At 52.0% G+C, this 22,640-nt stretch carries 28 protein-coding genes; 5 read left to right on the top strand and 23 right to left on the bottom strand.

Annotation, left to right across the window (positions count from 1 at the left end; genetic code table 11):
• Positions 1-29: 29 nt before the first annotated feature.
• From B5G43_RS05755 to B5G43_RS05660, 21 genes are all read right to left on the bottom strand, one after another.
• Positions 30-1,103 carry a DUF932 domain-containing protein gene (locus B5G43_RS05755; protein ID WP_087259517.1) on the bottom strand — a complete coding sequence of 358 codons (1,074 nt, stop codon included), beginning with the start codon at positions 1,101-1,103 and terminating at the stop codon, positions 30-32.
• A 33-nt stretch (positions 1,104-1,136) separates the two neighbouring features.
• The gene (locus B5G43_RS05750) at positions 1,137-1,952 is read right to left on the bottom strand and encodes a hypothetical protein (protein ID WP_087259516.1); all 816 of its coding nucleotides are present in this window, start codon (positions 1,950-1,952) and stop codon (positions 1,137-1,139) included.
• A gap of 112 nt (positions 1,953-2,064) precedes the next feature.
• Positions 2,065-2,310, bottom strand: a complete 246-nt coding sequence (locus tag B5G43_RS17745) for a hypothetical protein (RefSeq protein ID WP_242960470.1) — start codon at positions 2,308-2,310, stop codon at positions 2,065-2,067.
• A 431-nt stretch (positions 2,311-2,741) separates the two neighbouring features.
• Positions 2,742-3,146, bottom strand: coding sequence for a hypothetical protein (locus B5G43_RS05740; protein WP_206405006.1), 405 nt, complete (start codon positions 3,144-3,146; stop codon positions 2,742-2,744).
• Positions 3,147-3,286: 140 nt separating this feature from the next.
• Complete coding sequence (locus B5G43_RS05735; protein ID WP_087259515.1) at positions 3,287-3,766, bottom strand: hypothetical protein; 480 nt, start codon at positions 3,764-3,766, stop codon at positions 3,287-3,289.
• Entirely contained in the window at positions 3,763-4,464 is a 702-nt protein-coding gene (locus B5G43_RS05730; RefSeq protein ID WP_087259514.1) for a hypothetical protein, read from the bottom strand. Before B5G43_RS05730 ends, B5G43_RS05735 begins: the two co-directional genes overlap by 4 nt.
• Positions 4,465-4,524: 60 nt before the next feature.
• Positions 4,525-5,100 carry a sigma-70 family RNA polymerase sigma factor gene (locus tag B5G43_RS05725; protein WP_087259544.1) on the bottom strand — a complete coding sequence of 192 codons (576 nt, stop codon included), beginning with the start codon at positions 5,098-5,100 and terminating at the stop codon, positions 4,525-4,527.
• A 14-nt stretch (positions 5,101-5,114) separates the two neighbouring features.
• On the bottom strand, positions 5,115-5,531 hold the full coding sequence (locus B5G43_RS05720) for a zinc-finger-containing protein (RefSeq protein WP_087259513.1): 417 nt from the start codon (positions 5,529-5,531) through the stop codon (positions 5,115-5,117).
• 60 nt (positions 5,532-5,591) lie between these two features.
• Entirely contained in the window at positions 5,592-5,939 is a 348-nt protein-coding gene (locus B5G43_RS17740) for a hypothetical protein (RefSeq protein ID WP_242960469.1), read from the bottom strand.
• 86 nt (positions 5,940-6,025) lie between these two features.
• Positions 6,026-6,247: a DUF6133 family protein gene (locus B5G43_RS05710; protein WP_087259512.1), complete on the bottom strand. Its 222-nt coding sequence runs from the start codon at positions 6,245-6,247 to the stop codon at positions 6,026-6,028.
• Positions 6,248-6,295: 48 nt separating this feature from the next.
• The gene (locus B5G43_RS17495) at positions 6,296-6,442 is read right to left on the bottom strand and encodes a hypothetical protein (protein ID WP_164488728.1); all 147 of its coding nucleotides are present in this window, start codon (positions 6,440-6,442) and stop codon (positions 6,296-6,298) included.
• A 195-nt stretch (positions 6,443-6,637) separates the two neighbouring features.
• Positions 6,638-7,516, bottom strand: a complete 879-nt coding sequence (locus B5G43_RS05705; protein WP_087259511.1) for a hypothetical protein — start codon at positions 7,514-7,516, stop codon at positions 6,638-6,640.
• Entirely contained in the window at positions 7,513-8,445 is a 933-nt protein-coding gene (locus B5G43_RS05700; protein ID WP_087259510.1) for a hypothetical protein, read from the bottom strand. Before B5G43_RS05700 ends, B5G43_RS05705 begins: the two co-directional genes overlap by 4 nt.
• 3 nt (positions 8,446-8,448) lie before the next feature.
• Positions 8,449-9,825: a CpaF/VirB11 family protein gene (locus B5G43_RS05695; protein ID WP_087259509.1), complete on the bottom strand. Its 1,377-nt coding sequence runs from the start codon at positions 9,823-9,825 to the stop codon at positions 8,449-8,451.
• On the bottom strand, positions 9,818-10,624 hold the full coding sequence (locus tag B5G43_RS05690) for a hypothetical protein (RefSeq protein ID WP_087259508.1): 807 nt from the start codon (positions 10,622-10,624) through the stop codon (positions 9,818-9,820). Before B5G43_RS05690 ends, B5G43_RS05695 begins: the two co-directional genes overlap by 8 nt.
• Before the next feature lie 19 nt (positions 10,625-10,643).
• Entirely contained in the window at positions 10,644-11,483 is an 840-nt protein-coding gene (locus B5G43_RS05685; RefSeq protein ID WP_087259507.1) for an RcpC/CpaB family pilus assembly protein, read from the bottom strand.
• A gap of 12 nt (positions 11,484-11,495) precedes the next feature.
• Positions 11,496-12,008 carry a prepilin peptidase gene (locus tag B5G43_RS05680; RefSeq protein ID WP_087259506.1) on the bottom strand — a complete coding sequence of 171 codons (513 nt, stop codon included), beginning with the start codon at positions 12,006-12,008 and terminating at the stop codon, positions 11,496-11,498.
• Positions 11,980-13,674 (bottom strand): hypothetical protein, encoded by a 1,695-nt coding sequence (locus B5G43_RS05675; RefSeq protein ID WP_087259505.1) that lies wholly within the window; start codon positions 13,672-13,674, stop codon positions 11,980-11,982. Before B5G43_RS05675 ends, B5G43_RS05680 begins: the two co-directional genes overlap by 29 nt.
• 86 nt (positions 13,675-13,760) lie before the next feature.
• On the bottom strand, positions 13,761-14,333 hold the full coding sequence (locus tag B5G43_RS05670; RefSeq protein ID WP_087259504.1) for a DUF6550 family protein: 573 nt from the start codon (positions 14,331-14,333) through the stop codon (positions 13,761-13,763).
• Positions 14,334-14,406: 73 nt separating this feature from the next.
• Positions 14,407-14,907: a hypothetical protein gene (locus B5G43_RS05665; RefSeq protein ID WP_087259503.1), complete on the bottom strand. Its 501-nt coding sequence runs from the start codon at positions 14,905-14,907 to the stop codon at positions 14,407-14,409.
• Positions 14,908-14,915: 8 nt separating this feature from the next.
• A complete protein-coding gene (locus B5G43_RS05660) occupies positions 14,916-15,338 on the bottom strand; it encodes a DUF4320 family protein (protein WP_007712733.1) in 423 nt (140 codons plus the stop codon).
• 357 nt (positions 15,339-15,695) lie between these two features.
• On the opposite strand from B5G43_RS05660, the gene B5G43_RS05655 reads away from it, so the two are divergent.
• The 5 genes from B5G43_RS05655 (at position 15,696) to B5G43_RS05640 (ending at position 19,073) form a co-directional block, all read left to right on the top strand.
• Entirely contained in the window at positions 15,696-16,364 is a 669-nt protein-coding gene (locus tag B5G43_RS05655; RefSeq protein ID WP_087259502.1) for a DUF6088 family protein, read from the top strand.
• Positions 16,345-16,530: a hypothetical protein gene (locus tag B5G43_RS17735; RefSeq protein ID WP_242960468.1), complete on the top strand. Its 186-nt coding sequence runs from the start codon at positions 16,345-16,347 to the stop codon at positions 16,528-16,530. The genes B5G43_RS05655 and B5G43_RS17735 overlap by 20 nt, the downstream gene beginning before the upstream one ends.
• Before the next feature lie 6 nt (positions 16,531-16,536).
• Entirely contained in the window at positions 16,537-17,298 is a 762-nt protein-coding gene (locus B5G43_RS05650) for a nucleotidyl transferase AbiEii/AbiGii toxin family protein (protein WP_275532313.1), read from the top strand.
• Between the two features lie 452 nt (positions 17,299-17,750).
• Positions 17,751-18,665, top strand: a complete 915-nt coding sequence (locus tag B5G43_RS17025) for a hypothetical protein (protein ID WP_140397561.1) — start codon at positions 17,751-17,753, stop codon at positions 18,663-18,665.
• A 12-nt stretch (positions 18,666-18,677) separates the two neighbouring features.
• The gene (locus B5G43_RS05640; protein ID WP_140397562.1) at positions 18,678-19,073 is read left to right on the top strand and encodes a hypothetical protein; all 396 of its coding nucleotides are present in this window, start codon (positions 18,678-18,680) and stop codon (positions 19,071-19,073) included.
• A gap of 81 nt (positions 19,074-19,154) precedes the next feature.
• Here B5G43_RS05640 and B5G43_RS05635 read toward each other — a convergent pair whose 3' ends face one another.
• Both B5G43_RS05635 and B5G43_RS05630 read right to left on the bottom strand, forming a co-directional pair.
• Complete coding sequence (locus tag B5G43_RS05635) at positions 19,155-20,714, bottom strand: S1 RNA-binding domain-containing protein (protein WP_087259499.1); 1,560 nt, start codon at positions 20,712-20,714, stop codon at positions 19,155-19,157.
• A gap of 28 nt (positions 20,715-20,742) precedes the next feature.
• Positions 20,743-22,635: a type IV secretory system conjugative DNA transfer family protein gene (locus B5G43_RS05630; protein ID WP_206405008.1), complete on the bottom strand. Its 1,893-nt coding sequence runs from the start codon at positions 22,633-22,635 to the stop codon at positions 20,743-20,745.
• Between the last annotated feature and the right edge of the window lie 5 nt (positions 22,636-22,640).

Below are 22,640 nucleotides of genomic sequence, written 5' to 3'. Positions count from 1 at the left end.
CTCCTTAGAATTGACTGGTTGGTAGCCACTCAGGCGGCCATCTGATTGATACGGCTCCACTGCCTTGCCGGCATGGAAAGAATGTTGTATCCGATGCCCTCCAGAGCGGTGGCTCTGTCATAGTCCTCGACATCCTGGCTGTGGCGGGTCACTGCGTTGGACAAGCCATACAGCGTCAGATCGTTTCCTTCAATCAGCCGCTGCAGCACACCGGAGCTTTCTTCTTCCGTGATATGAAAGTCTCTGCTGACCAGCTTGACGACACCAGGAACATCCGCGGTATTCATCCGGGCGTCTTTGGCATCTTTCATCAGGTTGACCACCTGAGTGAAACGCACCTCATCCACCACGGCCCGTACCGTATCCTGAATCTTCATGGCAAACGCTTTATCGTCGGCTTCCAGCGTCTTATCGGAGTATAGCTGATAATTCTCCGTGGCCTCGTTGACACGGCCAACATGGTTGCGGCGCGTCTGGGCGTCGTTGACCACCATGCCATTGCTGCACACCAGACGGTAGACCAACGGCTGGATATTCACCGAGCCAAGCCCCACCTCGCTGTTGCTGATGATGATGCCTGACTGGACGATATCGCCGGGAGAGACCTCTGCTTGCAGCCGGGTGTTCACCACCTTGATATACATACGGCTTTCGGTGAGCTGGCAGCTTTCAAAGTGCATCCCTTCCATATCCTGCAGGACAGGAAGAACGATGCCGGCAATATCCAGATTGTCGATACGCCGGTAGCGGTTGCTAAGGAATGCCCGGGCGGTGCCGCCAATGGTGCGGACTAAGCGCACAGCGGGCTCACGCTCGAACCAGGCGTTCACATTTTCCGAAAGCAGCTGGGGATGCTGTGTCAGCATCTTGTCGTAGTAGGCCGCCGGGATCTTCAGATGGGTGCCGATCTGCCTGTGGGCGATGGCATCGATCTCCAGCGGCTCCACAGCCATCTCGCCAGACGGAGTATAGGCATTGAGATATAAGTCCGAGCCAAAAGGCTCCAGACGGAGGCTTCGGGTATCCATCACATAATCGGCCTTCAGTTCGGCCTGACGCTGGATCTCCTTTGCCATCTCAACAAGGCTTATCCCGGATTTCATTGTGTTTTCACTCCCTTCTTTGTATGATGGTGCTTACCAAGAGACCTGAATGCCCTGCGCCGTTGTTTCGGCAGAAAGACCATTGCTCTCAAATACTTCCACCAGACGGGGCCAGTAGACCTTCGCCGGAAAGTTGGAGAGGTGTTCCTGCGGCACCAACTCCTCACCCTGCTGAATGCAGATATCGCCGTTTTCACGCAGAGTGAGCTTGCTGTGGCCACGAGAGTTCAAATCCGCCACCAGTGCCTCCAAAACCGTGCGTCCGCTGTTTTCATACCAGATGCGCGGATCGATTGGCTGCTTGTTGGGGGGAATATTGTTCGGGTCGTCTGCCCCTGCTTCAGTCTTGGACAGCGGTACAATCCGGAGCAGGTCGCAGCGAATAGCTGCGTCCTTGCCGAAGGTGATGTCCGCATGGTCAAAATCACCCACATTGTAAAGGCGGATGCGTCCGGTACCATTGGTGCGGATCAGTTCAGTCGGTTTAGGTTCGCACCATTCAAAGCAGGCATTTGCATACGAGGAGCGTAGGTAGGTCAGAATGCGGTGGTTTGCATAGCGGAGCAGCAGATCATCTGAAATCGGTTCTTCCAGTTCCGGGATCTGAAATGTGCTCCGGCCAACGCCCTCGGCATGGAGCTGCCGTTCCCGCTGCTGGCGCTGCCGACGGCGTTTGGCCTGCTGCATATAGGGGAGCAGGAGGATCAGTACGACCCAAAGCCCCCAGAGGGTGAATACCCCAATCAGCAGCCAAGCCTGCCACGGTCCGCGCACCAGAGCCATGATGGCGATAACAGCACCGATCAGAATGGTGATGCTGCCGCTCAAAAGTCCTTTGTCGTTACTCATTTTTGTTGCCGTCCTTCCTTTAGATTTTGCCTGAAAACAAAAAAAGAGGGACCGCACCAAGTTTTTCAGTCCATTCTGAAAACTTGATACGGTCCCTCTGAGGTGCCGGTACTTATCCCGGCAGGGGTTCGCGGTCACCGTCCATCACCTCTGCGGGTGCAGGAACAGTCTCCGCTTGGTCGGAGCCATTCTGATCACTTTCCGGCTTTGCTCTGGAGGTTTGTCCGGGAAGGTAGCCAAAGTCAGTCAGCCATACTTTCAGCTTCTTGACCGTGCTTCCGTCCTTTTGGCGGACATCCACCAGTTTTTGCGATCCGGTGAGCCAGATCATGCTGCCCTTTCTAACCTTGAGCTTCATGAGCCTGGCAACAGCGTCGCCACGGGCCCATACCTGATAAAAGTCCGGCTGGTTACCGCCGTTTCACTCCATAAGGTCAAAGCAGACATACGGTTGTTTTGTCTGGCCTTCTTTGGGAACAAGATCATGCATGACTCGGCCAAATACATGGATCTGTGCCATAACACTTCCTTTCTTCGCCTTTGGCGTTACTATCTATATATAAAAAGTGCCAGCAGCAATCCGGCCACAAAATGGGCGCGGAGATACCACTGACACTTGCATACAAACTTAACAGCGTGTGCAATGCGGGCTTTTGGCCTGCGGTACAGAACATCGGTCTGTATCCCATACGGGAAGCGCACAAAAATCAATTACAAGGTAATTGTAACACTATATCTTGTACCTGTCAAGTGGTATAATTCTATATATAGATATTTTTGCGCGGCGACTTACAACATATGGTTCATGTAACGATAGTAGTCATCCAGCAGGTAAAACTTCAATCTTCTGGCATAAGTTTTGCCATAGTGAATTGTCAGACCGTAGATGTTTCCGGTACCATCCACTCCAAGGGGACCCAGCCAGCAGTAATTTTTGCCCTCGTCAAAGAACCAGAGCTGAATGTCCTGGTATTCTTCCTCGGTTACAAGGCCGGAGGCGGCCAGTCGGCAGCAATCTTCTTCCTGGAGCATTAGGCGGGAAAGAAAGCGGCGATAGAGTTCGTCCGACAGGCACAGGGCCTGCTGGTAGGTCAAAGGATTCGAATGACTTAACCACCAGCGTGTGACATCTTCAAAGGAATGCAGCTTCGGCTTTGGATCAAGCGCACGGAAAGTTTGGAGAAAGGCCTGCACATCTTCCAGTTTTGCCGGCGGCGGGAAGGGAAGTATTTTCACTTTTCTGCAATGCAGATTAAATTTGAAAAGGCAAGCAAAAACTGCGGCACCATAACGGTTTGAACGGCACCGCAGCTTTTTCCTTATTCCGTGGGTTCTTATTCAAGGTTTTCATCCGCAGAGGAAGTCGTTTCAAGCTCTTCATACCCCAGAAAACTATTGGTAGAAAGGGTTGCGTCCAGGTAGTCATTTCCAACTGCGGGACGGCTCCCAGTCTGGAAATAGAATCTGTAGTGGGAACCAATCCGAAACCTGGAAGCTTTGCTCAAAAGCAGAGTGGTTTCTGCGCCTTGGGCATCTACTAACTGTACCTTGCGATAACGATGCAATGCGGGGGCAGTGACACTGGTACAAACTCCTTCGACTACCTCATACCGGCCACGAGCGGCGGTGCTCCACAGGCTTTCGCTCAGCACCAGCGAAGCGATGAAAATAATTCCGCCCAATGCCAGAAGGATGTGATCTGTGGTTGCGGTAAAAATTACGAGACTGACAGCGAGGCTGGCAAGTCCGGCCAAAGCGGTCAGTAGAATCTTACGCCGCAGCACAAAGGGGAATTGATCCCATTGTTTTTTCATGTGCTGATCCTTTCAAAAATGATTTGCTGGCGCAGGTACAGGTTGGCCACAGCCAGCGTGACAGCCTGACTGCTCCGGCTGTTCTTCATCATGCTGGCGATATTCTGGCAGGTGGTCTCGCTGTCACCGTACACCTTTTCCATCAGGACCCGTTCACTGGGGAGAGAGAAGACATCCTGCTCCACACATTTGATGATTTCGGCGGTGGAAAGAAGCGCCTGATGGGCCAGCCTCATTACACGGGATTCATAATCAGTCTGGCGGTCTTTATGGAATAGCTTCATAGCCTGCTTCATCGTTATCCGCCGGCTGAGTACCAGTTTGGCAGCGGACACGCCGCGTACAAATGCGGAGCCATTGGTGGGGATGACCCCAAGAGAGCTGAGCAGGTCGTACAATGCATCGAATTCTGTTTCGCCGCATCCGGATACCAGAAGGCCGCGGATGAGCAAACGGTTGACGCAGGCATCCCAGGGACGGGCAACACATCCGCCCAGGGAGGAGGCCAGCTTGTCACACTGGAAGGAAATATCATCCCATTTGGAGATCCGCCAGTTCAGTGCAGTCCACACGACCATTTCCTGCATATCCACCATGTATCGCTCACCACCCAGCACAATGACCGGGCAGGAATGTCCGCACCCGTTGGCCTCCCGCTCCAGACGGCCGACCGCAGTATACAGCTTTTTTAATTCCATAGCTTCAAAACCTCCTTTTAAATATCCTTTACTGCTGTATGACCGCGGTTTTCAACAGACTCAAAGCAGACTTGCCAAAAAGCGGGGATCACAGCGCAGCTTGGCCGCAGAGCGAGAGATCCAGGCGCCTACATGAGAAGGAGGCACATGATAGATTTCCGCAATATCTGTGACCCGCATCCCTTGTAGTTTAAGAGCAAGCGCCTCAATACCGAGTCTGGCTACACCGTCATATTCCTGTTTGCTGGCCTCCAGGAGCGACAGTGTTTCTACCAGGGACATACGAGCATCAAAATCATCGGCCTGCGGTTCCAACGCCTCACCGTCTGCCGCCAACTCGCCATGCTCGCCAATGATAAGACGGCTGAAATGGCTCCGGTGATTGCATACCTTTCTACAGTAGGATAAGAGACCGTTTTTTACGACTGTTTTGGCGTAGGTGGAAAATTGTGCCCGCCCGTCATCCTTATAAGTGGCTGCAGCTTTACAGAGCCAGAGGCATCCCTCTTGAAACAAATCGCTATACTCCAGGCCGCAAATGGTGGGATTGACATGGATATAGTCACAAATCACCCAATGTACCACAGGCAGATTCTGTGCAACGAGTTCCTGTTGTGCTTTCGTTAGGCTATTCATATTTTCGCCCCCCATCAGGCTGCCGCCTTCATGTCGGCGGGAGGGCCAGACGCCTGTTTGCACAGACGAATCACTTCATCGCACATCCAATCAGAAAACTGTCCGATATGAGTCTGGTGCTCGTTTAAGCCCAATTTGGCCTGTAGCCAGATATAGACCTCCCATTTTTCCATGTTCCGGCTCTGTTGCAGCTGACGAAGTGCCTGGTGCGCCAAAATCCGTTTGTGTCGCAGATCACCATTGGCCAAGACCCCCATGGGCAGGTGCGTTCGATCATGGGCGCTCACATAAGCGTCACAGGCAGGCCAGCGATCACAGAGATAGAGAAATTTTCCCTGAGAGCGTCGGTTGTGCCCATATACAACACTAGCGGGGCGAAGCGAAGCGTTGGCGTGACAGTATGGGCATTTAATATTTTTTGACTTCATCATAAAATCATCACCTCCAAAAACGCGCCGAAGACGGCGCAATGACGTCTTTTTGGGTATAAATTAGGGGGCGCTGCCACAGGACCACGCAGAGCAACGCTGGTGAAGTGTGCAGTCAGACGGGTCCGGCGTGTGCCATTCAATGTATTTTGAAAAGGCAGATTCAAAGGAACGGCGCGGCAGGACAGCGCTGCACTCGGCGGGATCAACTTGCTCGCCGGTCAGCTGATGAACCGATTCGGCAGACAGCAGCATGACCTGCCCGCACTCATCCACGGTAAACAGAAAACCCGAGCATGGTTTTTCATGTTCATGTGGGCAGACCTCACAATCACAGGAGATAAAAATGGCGTTGCGCCAGTTTCCACCAGTGGCACGCAGAAAGGAATAAAATTTGCAGGGTGTATTCATCCTGTACCTCCGTTATTCGTTTTTTGAAAAACAAAAAGCGGGGGCCGGTTGTGGATATCCACAAACCGACCCCCACATATTGGCGCTTAGGCGAACAGACCCTCGATCTCCTGGGTGATCCGGGGGATGACCGTATCGTTGAAGATGAGGGTCAGAGCCGCCAGGAGCAGCGCGCCGAGGACGACAGCGATGATGATCTTCACAGCGTCAGAGATATAAAAATCGCCGCGCTGGTTGGAGAGCGCCGTGCGGGTGCGAAGGACGAGGCTGTTGGCTTTGTTGCAGATGCAGCTGGTAAACTTCTTCATGAAAATACCTCCTGAGAGTGTGATTATTGAATGGTTGGGTGCAGCCTGTTAGGAGCGACGGATCGGCTTGAGCAGGCCGTTTTTGTTGGAACGGGGCTTGTCAGGATATACCTTGGGCTTCTGATGCAGAAGCTGGTGGAACCGGCGGCGAATCCGATTTTCGCCGTCAGGCGGAATAAACTTTTTCTTCGCCATGGAATTCTCCTGTTCAGACGATAAATCAAGGCCGGCCTGTCAGCAGGCCGGCCTTGTGGCAAGGTTGATAGCAGCCGGTACGCCGGCTGCTATGGGAACCCGCTGACATACACGGTATCACCTCCATTATGGGTTGGTTCCCGAGCGGGGAGTTGGTATATTAAAGCTCAGACTTGAAGTGTGAGCGGGAACCTTTTAGCCGAAGAAAGCCCCGAGAGAAGCCAGCACCTCCGTACAGAGGACAACCAGATAGATGATCATAATACAGATCAGCATCATCATGGAATAACGCTGGATCTTCTTGGGCCGTTTGGCAGCTTCTTTTTTCAGGTTGTTCTGTTCAATCTGCCGCATATCAAAGCAGATCATCTTGAAGTACATCCGCTGGTCGTCACCGCGTAGTACGCCAATCAGGCCTCGGATCACATCAGACAACATGGGACTGCCGATGCGGGTCTCAAAGTGGATCAGAGCGTTTTCATAATTGCCGGTTTTCATGTCAGCAATCGTCTGATCCAGCTCTGCACCGAAATCCTTACCTGCAACGCGACGGTAGGAAGTGAGAATTTTCAGTACATCACGATCATTCTCCAGATTCTGCCCAATGGTCAAAGCAAATCGGGGTATCTCGCTCTCAATGAGTTTGCGACGCTTCTTAACAAAATCGAAAACGCTGTAATAGGTCGAAAACCACAGTGCTACCGCCAAACCAATCAGGATCGGAACGGCCAACGGCATAAGCGGCGCCATGAGCAAAGCGCAGAGACCAACGGCGCCCGCTCGGACCCATGCCCGGGCGGTATAGGCTTCCGGTGACAGTTCCAGGCCAACAATGTCCAGTGCCCGCTGAAGCTTATTGCGCTTGAGCTTGTCCAGTTTCAGATAAGGAGCGAGTAGCCCGGCAATCTTGGTGGTGTAGACGTCCAGCAGCTTTTCTGCTTTGATGCCCTGCTGCTTACGGGCCAGCATCATCATCCGGGAGGTCTTCTTAGTGGGAATGTCCACGAAGGCGCAAGTCAGGTTATAGGTGGCGAACCCAAAACAGATAATCGCCAAAAGAGCCAGAAGCGTCATGCGCCGTCACCTCCGTATTCAATGGGTTTGCTCAGCTTCATGATCTGGGTCAAAGCGAACAGAATGATGGCTGCACAGATCGCCAGAGCAATTTTGCCGGGAGTCGTAAAGATGAGGGTGTGGAACCAGTCTTTGTTCAGGAAGTAGAGCAGCGGCACATTGGCGATCACCAGGAACATCATTGTGATAGCTTCCCGGCGCGGCCCCTGCATCATGGCTTCCAGTTCAGACTGTACCACACGCACATCACTGAACTTTTGGGCAATGGTGGGCAGCGTGTTTTTCATGGAACGATCAGACTGGCACTGAATCAAGATGTTGCACCACTCATGAAAGACCCGGTTGGGTATCTTCATCTTGAGGGAGTTGATGGCGCTTGTCAGATTGGCATTGATCAGCTCCGCCTCGTAGACGAAAGCTTCAAAATTGGCCTTTACCGGCTCGTTGATGTAGGGCAGGTTCTCTTTGACAGCCCGGATCAGATCCTCGGTGCGCAGATAAGAGGTGGTGATGATGGAGATGGCGGTCTCCAGTTCCTCATTGAGATGTTTCTTGTAGCTGGCGGCGGTGCTTCGCAGGTACCAAATGGGGGCAAGGGAAAATCCAATGCCCAGAATCGGCACCATATACACATTATTGATGAGCAGCGCCAGTACGGCACCCACCGCAAATAGGATAAGCGACAGCCGTTTGACGGCCTCATAACGGTCAGACCGGCCGGTGCCTTTCAGGATCTGCTTCAGCTCATAATCCTGATTGAAGAATCCCTTGGCGGGTGTGCCCATCAGAACATTGAGTTCATCAGACAACGTGGCCGCTTTGCGCTGGGAGCGGAAGAGAGCGTCAATGAAATCGCCCGGGCGCACACCGAACAAAGCCAGGAGGCCCGCGCTGATAAGCGAAAAACATATGATATAGATCCACTGCAATGCTTAATCCACCTCCTTAGGGGGCTGCATGAACTCAGCCAATTCCTTGTTGGAAATACCGTTGTCCAGCAGGCGCTTTTTCAAAGTGTCGGAGATCAGGCCGACCTTCCGATGGTGCCCGACCACACGGACATTCCCATCCCTGTCGGTCACATTGTCCTCTACCTCAAACTGATATAGTGTGTGGGAGACGAGCTGACCATCTCGGAAGTCCTCACCCTCCAGGATTTCCATGATTTTGCGGGAGCGATCCTCCAGCTGTTTGGTGAACACCACGATGGGGTAGGCCTCTACCATGATTTCCATGAGCACAGAGTCATCCATACTGTATTTGCGCTTGGCGAGGGTCATCATTCTGCGGTATGTGCTGTTGCAGGAATTGGAGTGGATGGTGGTGCAGACCGTGTGGCCGGTTCGAGAGCTCTCTGCTGCAGACAGACTTTCCGCCGCAGACCGCATCTCACCGACGCCAATCACATTGGGATGCTTGCGCAGAACCCGCTCCAAGAGGAAGTCCTGGTTGATATTCAGAGCCGGATTCTCGCTGGGGCGGGTCAGCAGGTGGATGACAGAATTCAGAATGCTGCCGTTCTCGTCCCGTTTGACCAGATCAAACTCACGGCTGCCCTCCTCGATGGTAATGAGGCGCTGGTTGTTGGGTACATTGGAGAGCAGCCAGGCCATGATGGTAGTCTTGCCGGAACCCGTGGAACCGGCGATGCACACACTGACACCGTACCGAATACAGGCCATCAGGAAGTGAAGCATCTCAGCTGTGGCGCTGCCGGAATCCAGAAGCTTCTGTTCAGAGACCGTCTGCTGATTGACGATACGGATGGAGGCATTGATACCAACATCCGGGTCCACGATAGGGGTCTTATCCACGGAGATACGGATGTTCTTATCCAGAAACCCCACCACGCTGGGCATCGTATCGTCGATGACCATGCCGCAGGCGTTGAGCATACGCCGCACCACATCAATGGCGTGCTGCGGAGAAGAAAACTTGTCCGGGATCTTGATGCTGCGGCCGCCGGCCTCGATCACCTCAATGTCATTGTAGGCGTTGATATTGACTTCTTCGATGCCGGGCTTGTAGATCCATTTCTTCAAAAAGGAGTACCCGGCCATATCTTCATAGAGCTGCTCGCAAAGCTGCTCGGTGGTCAGCCCGCTGATAGCATATTTGCGTTTGACGATGTACTGCACCATCAGTTCTTTCAGCAAGGCCGTGGCCCGCTCGGCATTGGCTTCGCCAGCTTCGGCAATAGTGGATGCGTGATTCTCGGCAAAATACCGCTGCACATCCTCCAACACCTGGTCATAGGTCAGATCCTGATTGGCGGCAGGCGCAAAGAATATGTCGTTGAGGTTATTCATCGGCATCGTCCTCCTCGAACTCTTCCTCATCGTCAGAATCTTCTTCTGCGGCCTGTTTCGCCAACTCCATCTGCTCCAGTGCGTCCAGCACCTTGTTGAGCGAAGCGGTGTACTTGGGATTGCAATATTTAATGGCCTGGAACATGCCACCCTCAGTGGCACAACGGTCGATTTCCTTGCCGTAGGGGAGCAAACCATCAAACCCTCCGATGATATACCCCATTTCATCCAGAGCGTGGAACGGCCGGGCCATACCGGCAAAGGTCAGGTGCTGATCGTAGTGAAAACGTCCATCCACCAGCAGCGGCTGATGGGCCTTCAAGTAGTTGATCCCTTTCAAATCAGGGGTGAGCAGTCTGACGATCAGATCACCGGATTCAATGGCCGCCGGTGTGAACACATTGGTCATGTTGGAACTGCAGTCCAAAATGACGAAATCCACCAGTTTGGCTGCCGCATTGACCAGCTGGAGCACCATGGCGTATTTGATTTCCGGGTAACTCAGAGGATTCTCACCGGCGGAATACCCCATCAGGCCAATAAACGGATAGCTTTTCAGAACCGTGACATGGCTTGCCACCAGCGAGGTATCGATCTCTACGCTGCTGAGAACCTGGCCTACCGAGGCGTTGGTCTGAATGATCTGATCCGGCAGCCAGACCGGGAGCATGGGAACGCTGATCTCCGCGTTGATGATGATGGCTTTCCGCTTATCTCGGGTCAGGGCTTTTGCAAGAATGCAGGAAAACATACTTTTCCCGCTTCCCGGACTGCCCCAGACAGTAATGACTTTTCCCATCGTTTCCGACCTCCTTCTGTTACTCAGCCGGTTGGCTGGTGTCCGCGGGGGGCGTTTCAGCGCCACTGTCCGGCGCCTCAGAACCGTCCTCGGCCGTAGGCTCGCTGCCCTCCGTAGTCTCACCATCTTCCGTCAGCGTTTCGGGAAAATAGATCTCCTGCAGAGTTTTGTCCTGCGCTGCCAGAAGTTCCTCGGCCAGCTGATCGTTGTTACGAGAGATCAGGGCCACATGGGCGACGTCGTCGTTTTCCATCTCTGTGATGATCCGGGCCTGCTCAGGCGTCGCCAGAACTGTGATGGTAGCAGATTGCTGCCGTTCTTCGTCCTCCGTGGGTTCCTTGGTATTGTCCACATTGACACCATCGGAATCGGTAACCGACAGCACTTTAACAAAGCGGAGCTCCGGGACCTCTTCTGCTGTCTCCAGGAAGTGATAGATCCGAATGATGTCGTTGGGCTGGAGCTTGTCGGAGAGGCCGGAGGCCAGCGTCTTAACAGTCATTGAGATAGCTACCTTTCCAGAAGGGATGTCAGTGAGTGCCACATCCGAAGAAACCGGAACACTGCTGACCTTGCTGGTAAGGATGTAGTCACCCTCAGCCAGATCCGCTGTTACATACAGCCCCTCCACATCGCTGAGACTGTGCGCAACATTGGAGGGCAGATTGTAGCCGCCAACTTCCACAACCTCGGCATTGTCCGAGGTGATCTTTTCGCCTTTCAGCACCGACTGCGTAATACGGACGATTTCGGCTTTTCCGTTGGTCTGGCGGGCGATGGTGGGGAGGGCAACAAAGGCAATGACTGCTGCCAGGACCAGGGACAAAATGCCGAAGATAAAACGGTTGTTCAATTTCATAAGCATAATCTCCTAATGCAAAAATAGTTCGGCCAATGTCGCCGCAGAGCAGCCGCAGGCCAGAAAAGGTAGAAACGGGATAGACAAAGGCCGCCGATCCCGGTAAATCCGCCGAATCATCAAAATGATGGGCATAGCACATACTGCGGAAACCAGAAAAACGATGGACATACCGGAAGGACCATAGATGAGTCCCAGCACACCGCAGAATTTGATGTCACCGCCGCCCATGCCGGTCCCTCCAGTCACCATGGCAGCAGCCAGAGGAATACTGAATCCAAGCAGAGCACCTATTAAGGACTTTGCGAATATCGGCCAGAGCCAAAGCGGAGGTTGTCCGCAGTCCAGTGCGAACCACGCTTTGATCAGCGGCGCCGCCGCAGCCAGCGGGATAAAAAAGACGAGCGCCCGGTCGGGCACTCGCCGATGAAAGATATCGTAGAAGGCAAAACCGACAATCACCAAAAACGCGGTGAGCAGATATGCCGACCAGATACTATTCTCGATTGGTATACCAGTCATCATAGAGGCTCCCGTTGATCGATACATAATCGTTCAGGTTGATGCTCAGCATCCCATCCGGCGTCCACGTGTCCCAAACCTGAGTAAATACTGTGTAGTTGGTAGAATCCGGGAACCAGATAGGCGTAAAATGCACCGTTCTGTTGTAAGTGGAGAAATCGTTGGGCTGGAAAGTGAATTTTGCACTTCGACCACTGGACACCCGCTGCAGAAGACGCAGATAGGTTTGGTACTGGAATTCCGGAAACACAGAAAACGCAGTCTGCGGATGGGTAATGTGACTGGTGGGGGCATCGGTAGAGAGTGTTGCGGTCACATCCTGCTTGACGCCATACCCGCTCTTCATGGCCTTGCCGGAGGCAGTCGGTACAATATCATCCGGCATCAGAGACATGACGCCGCTGATTGAAGCGGAGTAACCGGTGTATTCATACTCCCAATATCCTTCATCGACCCAGTGACCACCATCTTCTCCGTGGTCACACCATACCCATACCGGCACCCAGTAACAGCTCCAAACACCCCAGTTGGCGGTCAGCTTCTGTGTTTCGCTGGGAAGGGAAGGCAGTGTATAGCTCGGATTGGTATCCGTAGCTACGGGATCGGGCGGTATGTGTTCGTTCAGATCTACGATTTTCGCCACAAAGGTATCCTGAGCGGTATAAGCGCCGCTGACGGATACCGTTATAGTGACTGTCTGGGGAGTGGAGGGAGTGTGCCATTTGACCCAGACTTTCTGGCTGTCGCCAGCCGGAATCACGATATTGTTGACCCGGTAGGATGTGCCGAGAATAGAAAAAGTCACCGAAGCGGGGTTATCCGGTGTAAGGTCAGTGTCAGTCCGAAGTGTCACGGTCGTGATTACATCGGTATCTACCCGATACTCTACATCAGGAGCCTCAATCTCGCCTTCGGGCGGGATTTCATCAAACCAGACGATGCCAACGCCGAGGGTATTGATGATGTCGGAGTTGTTTTGCGTCCCGGTGGTGCTGCCGCCCCATGCAGAAATGCCCAGGTCACTGAACTCCAGAAACATGCTCAAGGGCAAGTTCTTATGGGTGAGCGAGGTCATAGTCCTTCGCAGTGAACCACCCGCCAGCTGATCGTACAGGCCGGCTTCAGTTGCTGTCATGCAGTAATACTGGCCATTGTGGGTAAAGTAGGCGATGGGCTCGATAAGAAGCTTATATTCGCCGGCAATCATCCGCTCGTAATCTACACCTGCTGCCTGAGCAACCATCATGCAGGCATATTCTGAGCAGAAGTACCGTTTGATGGCATCAATATTATTCTGCCCGCTGCTGCTGACGATTGTGGGCATAGACTGGGTGGGCTTGATGCAGGTATAGGCCACGCCGGATTGAAGAGAAAGCCCGGTACCGGCCAGATATTGCAGTTTATTGACTTTGCCGAAGTGCAGAATGCTGCTTTTCTGCGTACGGTTGGAAAAGTCAATCGGAGAAGAGACGGCAGAGCCGCTCGCTGCATCTACCACCGTAATGCGAACACCGTCATTGCCCGGGTTCCAGAAGTTGGTGCTGGTGCCCTGGCCCATACCACCGCCGCCGCCGTCAATGTTGCCGTTCCCGCCGGCAGCAAAAGCAGTGGCAGGAACAAGGCACAGGGTCAGCGCCAGACTGCACAGGAGGGCGAGAAGTCGTTTCAAATGACATCACACTCCAATCATATAAAATTGAAGGGCCGCCACATAGCTGTGACGGCCCTGGAGATCCGTGTTTAGTTGTGGGGCAATCAGCCCATGTTTCCGACTTGCTTGTTCAGGTCACCATCGCTGCCGCCGGTGGACTGCTGCACATCGCCGGGCACTACCCACCCAAAGACGGGATCGTAGACGGCACCGCTGCCATTGCTGGAGCCGGGGGCCGGCTCGTTGCTGGAAGTGGATTCTTCTGCCGGCGGCGCCGTGACTTGAGGTACAGACGGGTCGGGGTTGACATCGTGATCTTCGCCGGGGTCTGCGATCTCTGTCTTACCTTCCGGAGCAGGGGGCGGAGTTTCCTCCGGCTTGTCCGTATCAGTGAAGTCGATCACCACTTCACTTTCCGTTTCGGAGGTTACCTTGGGGTATTCCTCCTCAGAGCTGGGAGACTGCCCAGGGGAATACGCATCTGCTCCGCCGGAATTGTCCCCGCTTTGGGTGCCTCCGTCCGACCAATCGCTGGTGGGGCTGCTGGGAGGCGATTCCTCCTGCTTAAAATCCTCCGTTCGATCCCGGCTTACGAACCAGCAGACGTCCAGGATCGCAGCACAGAGAACGGCCAGGACCGAAACGATAAAGCCCTTGGATTGGAAAAACTTTTTCATGTGTGTCCACACTCCTTCTTTACTGTTATATAAAGCATATACTGCGGAACTGATTGATGTTTCAACAGCGCCGCTAAAATTTGGTGTTATGGTAGCCAGTCAGTTCTACCCGCTGTGTGATAGTAGGGTAGTTGTGCCCAAACATCCGCACATAGAACTCCACATCACAATAGAAGATATACTCGACTCGGTCGCCCACCACATTGAACTCCAGGCTGATGTCGGATACCTGGTAGTCGTCCGTAGAAAGCGGAATTTTGGAGGCAAGTCCGCCTGCCACCGTGGCCTCCAGCATTTCCGTGTAGTCACTGCTGGAATAGAGGGTGCGCAGGTACTCTTCAAAGTTAGTTTCCCGTTGGGAGCGGTAAGTGTCCGTATAGATGGTGGCGCTCAGGTTGTTCAGCTCCATTTTAGCGCCGTTTCGGATGTTGATGCAAGTGATCCGCACTGAGGCGTACAACAAAAGAAAGGAAATGAGCATCACTACGCCGACCACAAAAAAGCAGGCGAAGAAAGTGATCTCACCCCGCTCGTTGCGGAGTGGCCGTCGCAGCCACCGCATAAAATGCTTCATAGGCTACCTCACTTCCAGTAGTGTTCGCTGACGCCGGAGCCGCGGGCCACCACCGTGATGTTGACCAGATCCAGATTCCAGAAGCCGCCCAGCTTTGCTTCACCCTCAATGGTGATATAGAAAGGAGTCCCGAGCTGAATGGCCCTGGACATTCCGGCCGGTGTGGGCGACTTGTATGTGGCATCGATGGAGTAGGTTATGTTTTCCGCTCCCTCGATCTCCGAGCACAGAAATTCAAAGAGAGAATCCGTCTCGCTGTTGATGCCACCGGACAGCTGGATCTGCTTTACCATCTGATCGGCTGCGTGATCCAACTCCTGTTTCGTGGAGATGATACCGAACAGATCGATGATAAATGCCAGCAGGACAACGGCGATAAAGATGAAGAACACCGTGGAGAAATAGTTGGCCTCACCTCGCTCGCTCTTCATTGTCCTGCGGGCTTTCTGCAGGAAAGTATGAATGTGAACCACCACCTTTTCTGACAAATGAAAGCAGCCGCCCCCTGCCGGAGCGGCTGCTTTACAAAGTATTGACTGTACCAAGTATAACAGATATGGATTTACGGCGAAAGGGCAGGACTGCGCCAATGTAGGGGCAAGATTGTGCCAATCAACTGGGAACCGTGAAAAGAATTCCTTTGATGCGGTTCTGCGGAAAGTATTTCAACATGTCTTCTCGGTCAGCATTGACCACAACAGAAAAAGATGTTATTATAAGCGCATAAAATAAATGACAATAGAGCATCATAATAACAAGCGAGTATCTGCGGCAGGAAGGAGAACTGTATGGAGAAGATAAAATATAGAGATTTGATCATGCGGTATCTTACTGCATTGGACCCAAATCAAGTAATTACAACAGAACAAGTTGCTCAGTATGTAGCGGAACAACTTCAACTCGAAACAGCAACAGTAAAAAAGACAGTCAATGTAAATATGGCCCGTCTTGAAAAAGAAGGGCAAATTGTGCGTTTGACAAAAGGTATTTATTGTAGGAAGGTAAAAACAGCATTTGGATACTATACCCCGGATAGAGAAACGCTTTTTTGTAAGCAGCTTCTTCGCAATGAAAACGAAGTGATTGGATATGAAACAGGACTATCTGCCCTCAATCGCATTGGTCTGGTATCTCAGATGCCCAAAAAAAGGTGCATTGCAACAAACTTGCACATGAAAAGGATCCCGAAAGGAATGCAGATAGAGATTCGGAAACCGCCAATTATAGTCAATGCCGACAATTTTCGATATCTGCAAATTTTGGATGCAATTCGAGAACTGGATATGGCACCCGTCGATACAGCGAGGCCGGTTGATGTAGTAAGAGCAACAGTTCAGAAATTTGCGTTAGAAACGGATCAGCTGATTCTGATGGCTCGAAAGTATTATGGGCAAAAGACATTAGTTCGGACGATAGATATTATGTTGGAGGGTAGTTATGAATCTGCACGAGGATAAGTTTGCTTTTTTGAATATCATCAATCTGGTTCATGAAGATAGCGGTATTAGATCCGATATTTTGGAAAAAGACTATTATGTTACGCTACTGCTTAGAGAGTTGGCAGGCAAGCAAGCAGAGCTGCCGGCTTATTTTAAAGGCGGAACAGCTCTGTATAAAGCATAGAAAAGCATCCGTCGTTTTTCTGAGGATATTGATTTGACGGTATGTATTGATAACTGCAGTAATAATCAGGCAAAGAAACGGCTGGAACTGGCAACAAAGAAATATCAATCGCTCCCCCGCACATCCAGAAAAGAACTGGAGGACGACCGTAAAGGCAGTATCACAGCAGTTTACGACTATGCTCCACTCGTGGGGATTGACTCAGATGATCCACTACAGCGTTTCGGATATGTGAAAGTAGAAGGCACCTCTTTCACTGTCAGCGAACCCTTTACTCCACTTGAAATTGAACCGATACTTTATACTTATGCCACAGAAGAACAACGCCAAATCCTTCAAGCGCAATATGATGTTGGACCTTTCCAGATCAATACAATTCGCCTGGAGCGTATTTTTGCAGACAAAATTTTTGCAGCTGAGTTTTATTATGAACGTAAAATGTATTTTGATGTGGCAAAACATCTTTATGATGTCAGTGTCATGCTCGATTTAGAGCAGATTCAAAAAATGATTGGAAACCAACAAATGTTTCTTGAAATGCTGGGGTATAAAAGACTGGAAGAAACCAGACGAACAGGCAGCGACTTGGCAGAAAAGAAGTTTTCCGATTTTCAACTGCTTGGAGGGTTCGGTGATAACGCTGCATTGCGTAAAGATTATCAGAATATGCAGCGGAACTATGTTTTTTCAGAAGAAGATGTGCTGTCTTTTGATTATGTAGTAGAACAATGGAAAAAACTCAGAGACATCCTACTTGCGCTTACATGACAATAACACATCGATTTTGCAAAAAGTAATGTGCGATTGTCAGGTCGAGAGAACTTTGTATATATCTATGTAAGCGAGCTATAAGACGATAAAAAAAGTCGCCTGGAAAGTATATGTTCGATACTTCCCAGGCGACTTTTACATTATAGATTCTGCCGGATGATCTGCATGATGATGTCCACGGCTACGCCACGCTCCATATCCAGGCGGGTGACAATAGGGGGAGACATTGATCTTTCGAGTTGTCGTGTGAAAATTGTTTAGGTATGGCGTCCAAAATCAGGAAACTGTTTCGTTATATAGGTTAGAGGAAATCATGATGGAGATTCTTTGAGAGGTGTGATTCCAATGGGACTGAGAACGAAGAACTAGTGAAACGAAATGAAGATTAGATGTCTGCGGCAATAATCATACATATCATCAAATTTGCGTAACAGAAAGGATTAAACGAAATGAAGAAAAGACTATTGGTATTCCTCTTGTCGCTCTCGCTTTGTCTTTCTCTCGGGGTTTCTGTAAACGCAGCATCAACCCAGAACAGCCTTGATGGGAATGACTTTAGTGATGCGTATATCAGTTTTTCCGAACAGTTGGCAGAAAAAGGAGTTTCGGCTCAAACTTGTTTGGAAGACTTCATTTCTGGGTATGAATCTTTTGGTGGCAGTATAGAGCAGTATATTAGTACTCTTGTTGAATATGAAACGAGACAGGCGCCTGGTCTGAACACTACGGTGAGACGAAACTTGCAGATTGCTTCTGAGTACTTTGCCGCTCATAGCGAAGCTTCCTCTGCTGAGTATTCTACCCGCAGCACTCGTGGACAGTGGTATGATAATATCGGAGAGACAAATCCCAAACTTCCCCAGGCAGCAGACTATAGTTCGTACAATATTCTTACAAAGGTAAAGAAAGGTGACATCATCCATGAGACAAGTGGTGGCATAGCTACAATTGTTGGCCATATTGCTGTTGTTGAAGGTAAGTACTGGGACTCTACCTATCGGCAGTATTATATCCGAACGGTTGAAGCGACTTTACCAACAGTCACTCATGGTGTCCTTGATGATGAACGATACGACTATCGAGGCGTCGATGTTTATTATGTTACAAATGCTTCGGATACTCAAAAAAGTAATGCAGTTGAATTTTGCCTTAGTCAAATTGGAAAACCATGGAGTTTGGAAGTTCCGTTGCTCACTGAAGTGAGCCATAGCAGCAGTACTGTCAACTGGTATTGTTCAGAATTGGCATGGGCTGGTTACTATAATGCGGGAATAAATCTGCATGGGTCTTCTATTCCAAGACATATTTATACTCCGGCAGCACTTGCATCCAGTTCAAGCCTTACCTCACGAAATGTTGAATAGTAGGTGCATGATATGAGAACTAATCGTCGTATCCGTAATATTATTGGTGTGTATGGCTTAATTTGGCTTCTATCAATAGCTACGTTCTGGGCTTTTTGTAGAGATCCACAAATGGCGATGTTGCATGTCATAGTGGTTCAATACATACTCTTGCCGATTGTAACTTTGCTCCTATCTATCCTTATTGGCAAAGAACACCCTAGCAAAAAGTACATCTGGTTAGTTCCGATTTGCTTTACTGCTGCCTATTTGTTTTCCCGGTTGCTTACCCAATCTCTTCTTCAACAGATACTTGCAGGAGTTGCTGCATTCCCCGGCATTTTTGATTTCCTTGTCATTATCGCTATTTCTTCTGTTGGAATGTTGTTTGGATGGGGACTGGGGAAAATGCGAGGAAAAGTAGAATAAAATAGCAGCAAAACATAAAGCCCCCGCTCCAGTAGCACACTCGATTGTGTCTTACTGGAGCGGGGGCTTAATACTATGTTATTACAGGTTCTGCCGGATGATCCGCGTGATGATGCCCACGGCTACGCCACGTTCCATGTCCAGGCGGGTGACGGCAAAGGACACATCATCTTTCTTGCCGGGCATCCGGTAGTCATAGCAGGAGTGGGCCACCGCATTGACGCCGTTGGAGAGCCGGACATAGACGACGCCCTTGTGGACATCGGTGACTTTGCCGGCGTACTTGCCCTGGATGCGGCACTTCTGCAGGTTGTCCCGGTCGGTGTTTTCCGAGGTACTCTTAACGTCGGCCCGGATGCTCAGGTCTTCCGGACTCTCACGCCGCACACTGAGGATGCGTACCAGCACCTCATCGCCCACAGCAAAACGCTCATGGGCGTCGCCGATCCAGTCCCAGGCCAGATCCCGTGCCAAGATGGAGCACTCGACGCCGAACACTTCTATGCGGATGACTTTCTCAGCCACGGCGATCACACGGGCCTGCACAATGCGGCCTTCGTAGACACGGTACATGCCGTCAGCATCCAGATCGAAGTAGAAGGTCTGGCGCTTACGCATCATCGCCTCCTGGCGGCTGGCGACCACGCTGCGGGTCTTGGAGTCAATGCCCCTCACCACAAAGTCGATGTCGGCGCCAAGCATATTGCCCAGGATCTTGTTCTGGCGCAGCATCAGGTCGGCGTAGTCCTGGCCGGAAGGGCTGCGGCCCAGGTTGATCATCATTTCCTTGATGGGAATGATGATGCGGAAACCCTTGTAGTCCACCACGGCCACCGTCTTACGGTTGTCCAGCTGCTCGATGCCGCCCAGCTGGCCCGTCAGAATACGGCGGGTACGGTAGGCATTGTGGATCTCATGCCAGATGACATCCTCACGGTCTTCCGCCGTCTCTACATCCTCACGGCTGCGAATGGTCAGAATAGAGGGCTCACGGCGCGTCTGCACATTCCGCCGGCGAGCGGGCGCCCGGGGAGTGGTGGCTTCAGGCACCTGCTCCTCCACCGGAGCGGGATCATCCTCCAAAACGGGTTCACCCTCCGCAGTAATATCCTCGGCCGGGGCCTCATCCATCGGAAGCGGCTCAGCGTCTGCCTGCGGAACAGGGGCCTCCGCCTCAGCAGCGGTATCCGACACCTTCTTCTTGCGGGAGGTGCGCTTGGGCTTTGCGGCAGGCGGTTCTTCGACGGCCTGGGGAGTCGGCTCAGGGGCAGCGGTATCGTCACCTGCGCTGTCTTCCTCTGCGGGGAGCTCTCCGTCGCCGTCAGCCGTTGCCTCATCGCCCTGCTCGAAGTCTGTGTTCTCGTCAGAAGGAGTCTCGGCGGCGTCCTCGTCGCTGCTCACAGCTTCATCGCCGAACATTTCGGCTTCCGTAAGCTCCGGCAAATCACCGGTGGTATCATCGGAAGGGGGCGCGCTGTCGGGCCGATCCATAGCGGCCAACAGAGCGTTCAGGTCCTCGCCGTCAACCGGGGCAGCATCAGGAGCAGTCGTATCCTCGGAGGGAACGGGGGAATCCTCCAATGCGGTGGTCTCAGGAACAGGGGCCTCCTGTTCCAGAAGTTCCTTTTTCTTGGTTGCCATATAAGTAAAACCTCCTTAATTTGGTGTATTACGAAAGGATCGAATCCTTGTCGGTTGAAACAATGCCCTCCGGGGGTTTGGCTCCAGGCTTTTTCACGTCAGCAGCAGGAGCGGAAGGCTTGGGCTTTTTTCGTGCCGTTTTTTTCGGTGCGGCGGGCGGCGGGGGAGGAGCAACAGGGGCAGCCGGCTGTTCCTGCTCCATCTGCCGCCATTCAGGAATGTGGGAAGAGGCTTTGCAAGAATGGAGCTTAGGTGCCTCCGGGTGCTTGGAATAGTCCATCTTGTCAACTTTAAGTACCTTCTGACCGCGGATGATGACCAGAGCCTGCGTGATGGGCAATCGCAGCACTTCATCCGGGGTGAGCACAGGCCGCTTGCCAACGCCAGAAGTTTCCCGGAATTCCGGAGTGTAGTTGGAAATGCGCCAGGTGCCCAGCTGCTTGGATTTGCTGGATACTGACACCGAGGCCAGACCGGTGCGCTCGGAGATAAACTCGGCTGTAAGGCCGTCCGTGCAGCCCAGAAAGAGTTGCGCGTCGCAGTTGCCCAGAATTTCTTGCCAGAGATTGAGCGGATAGCGATTCTGAAGGCCCGCGAGATTTTGGAACACGCAGCTCATGGAAATGTTGCGAGAGCGAATCACACTGAGTCGCCGCGAGAGATCAGGGATGGTGCCGCAGGCGGTAAGCTCTTCTCCCAAAATGTGGACAGGAATCGGGAGCCTGCCTCCCTCACAGTTTTTGTCCGCATACCGAACCAGTTTGATAAAGCAGAAAGAGAGAAACAGACTTGCCAGAAAATCAAAGGTACTGTCCTGGTCGCTGGTAACAAGGAAGTAGGCGCACCGCTCCTGGCCGGGAAGTTCCAGATCGATTTCATCCCGGGTGGTAATTTTCTTGATTAGCTCTGACTGGAATACCTGCAGGCGGGACCCCAGACCGATGATGACGCCGCTGCGCACGGTATCGCTGGCCTGCTTGAACAGACTGTACGGAGCTTTGGCAGGATGAGTGGGAGGCAGAACATCGAACAGATTGTCCAGATCGGATTCTCCGTTCAGCGTCAGCAAACGGTACACCTCACCAATATTGCGGTTCTCCGCTGCATAACTCTGATCTACATAAAGGACAAGGGCTTTCAGCAGATTCATTTCGCAGCTGTCCCAGAAGTGGTCACCCTTGCCGGTGCTGTTGGTGTTCTTGATGATGACATCCACAAAGAGTTGGGCCATCAATTCTTGCCCTTCCACTTCGGAAAGGCAGTTCCAGCTGTCCGAGTTTTCCGGGAGCACCAGATTGAACACCTTGACACAGTAGCCTTGATCGCACAGGTACTCGCTGGATTTTTCGTAGAGCTCGCTTTTGGGGTCAGAAATGATCAGAGATTCCCCGCGAATCACCGCCTGAAGGATGCGGTTCATACAGAAGGAGCGGGTTTTCATGCTGCCGCTGGAGCCGTATACGGCCAGATTGCCGTTGATTTTGGGATTTTCAGGGATGCAGACCGCTTTCCCATCTAACATTCCCAGCACAACACCTTTATGCTTGCGAAGGTCGGGCACCAAATCGAGTACACCCGCCATTTCCTTGCGGCTCATCCAACCAGAGGTGCCATAGGTCCCCTTGGCCGAATAGATGAAATTCCGGTCGGTATCATATTCGCCCGTATCGCTGTAGCCCATCTTCATCACCATCAGGAGCAGGATAGCCAGCAGGCCGATGCAGATCAGGACGCCGTATACCCCATAGGGAGGGCGCAGCACTGAGGTCAGGCAGGTAAAAAAGTCGGGCGACGCCGCCACCGGAGATGTGCCGTCCCCGGGAACGCCGCCGCCCTGTTTCCAAGCTGCGTAATTGCCCAATATCTGCCCCAGAAAGCCGCCAGAATAGAGAATGGCGAGGATGGCCAAAGGAGCAGCCATCAGGC

The sequence above is a fragment of the Flavonifractor sp. An92 genome (assembly GCF_002159175.1).
GTDB lineage: Bacteria > Bacillota > Clostridia > Oscillospirales > Oscillospiraceae > Pseudoflavonifractor_A.
The sequence above is the reverse complement of the archived record's forward strand: the minus strand, read 5'-3'. Positions and strand labels throughout refer to the sequence as shown.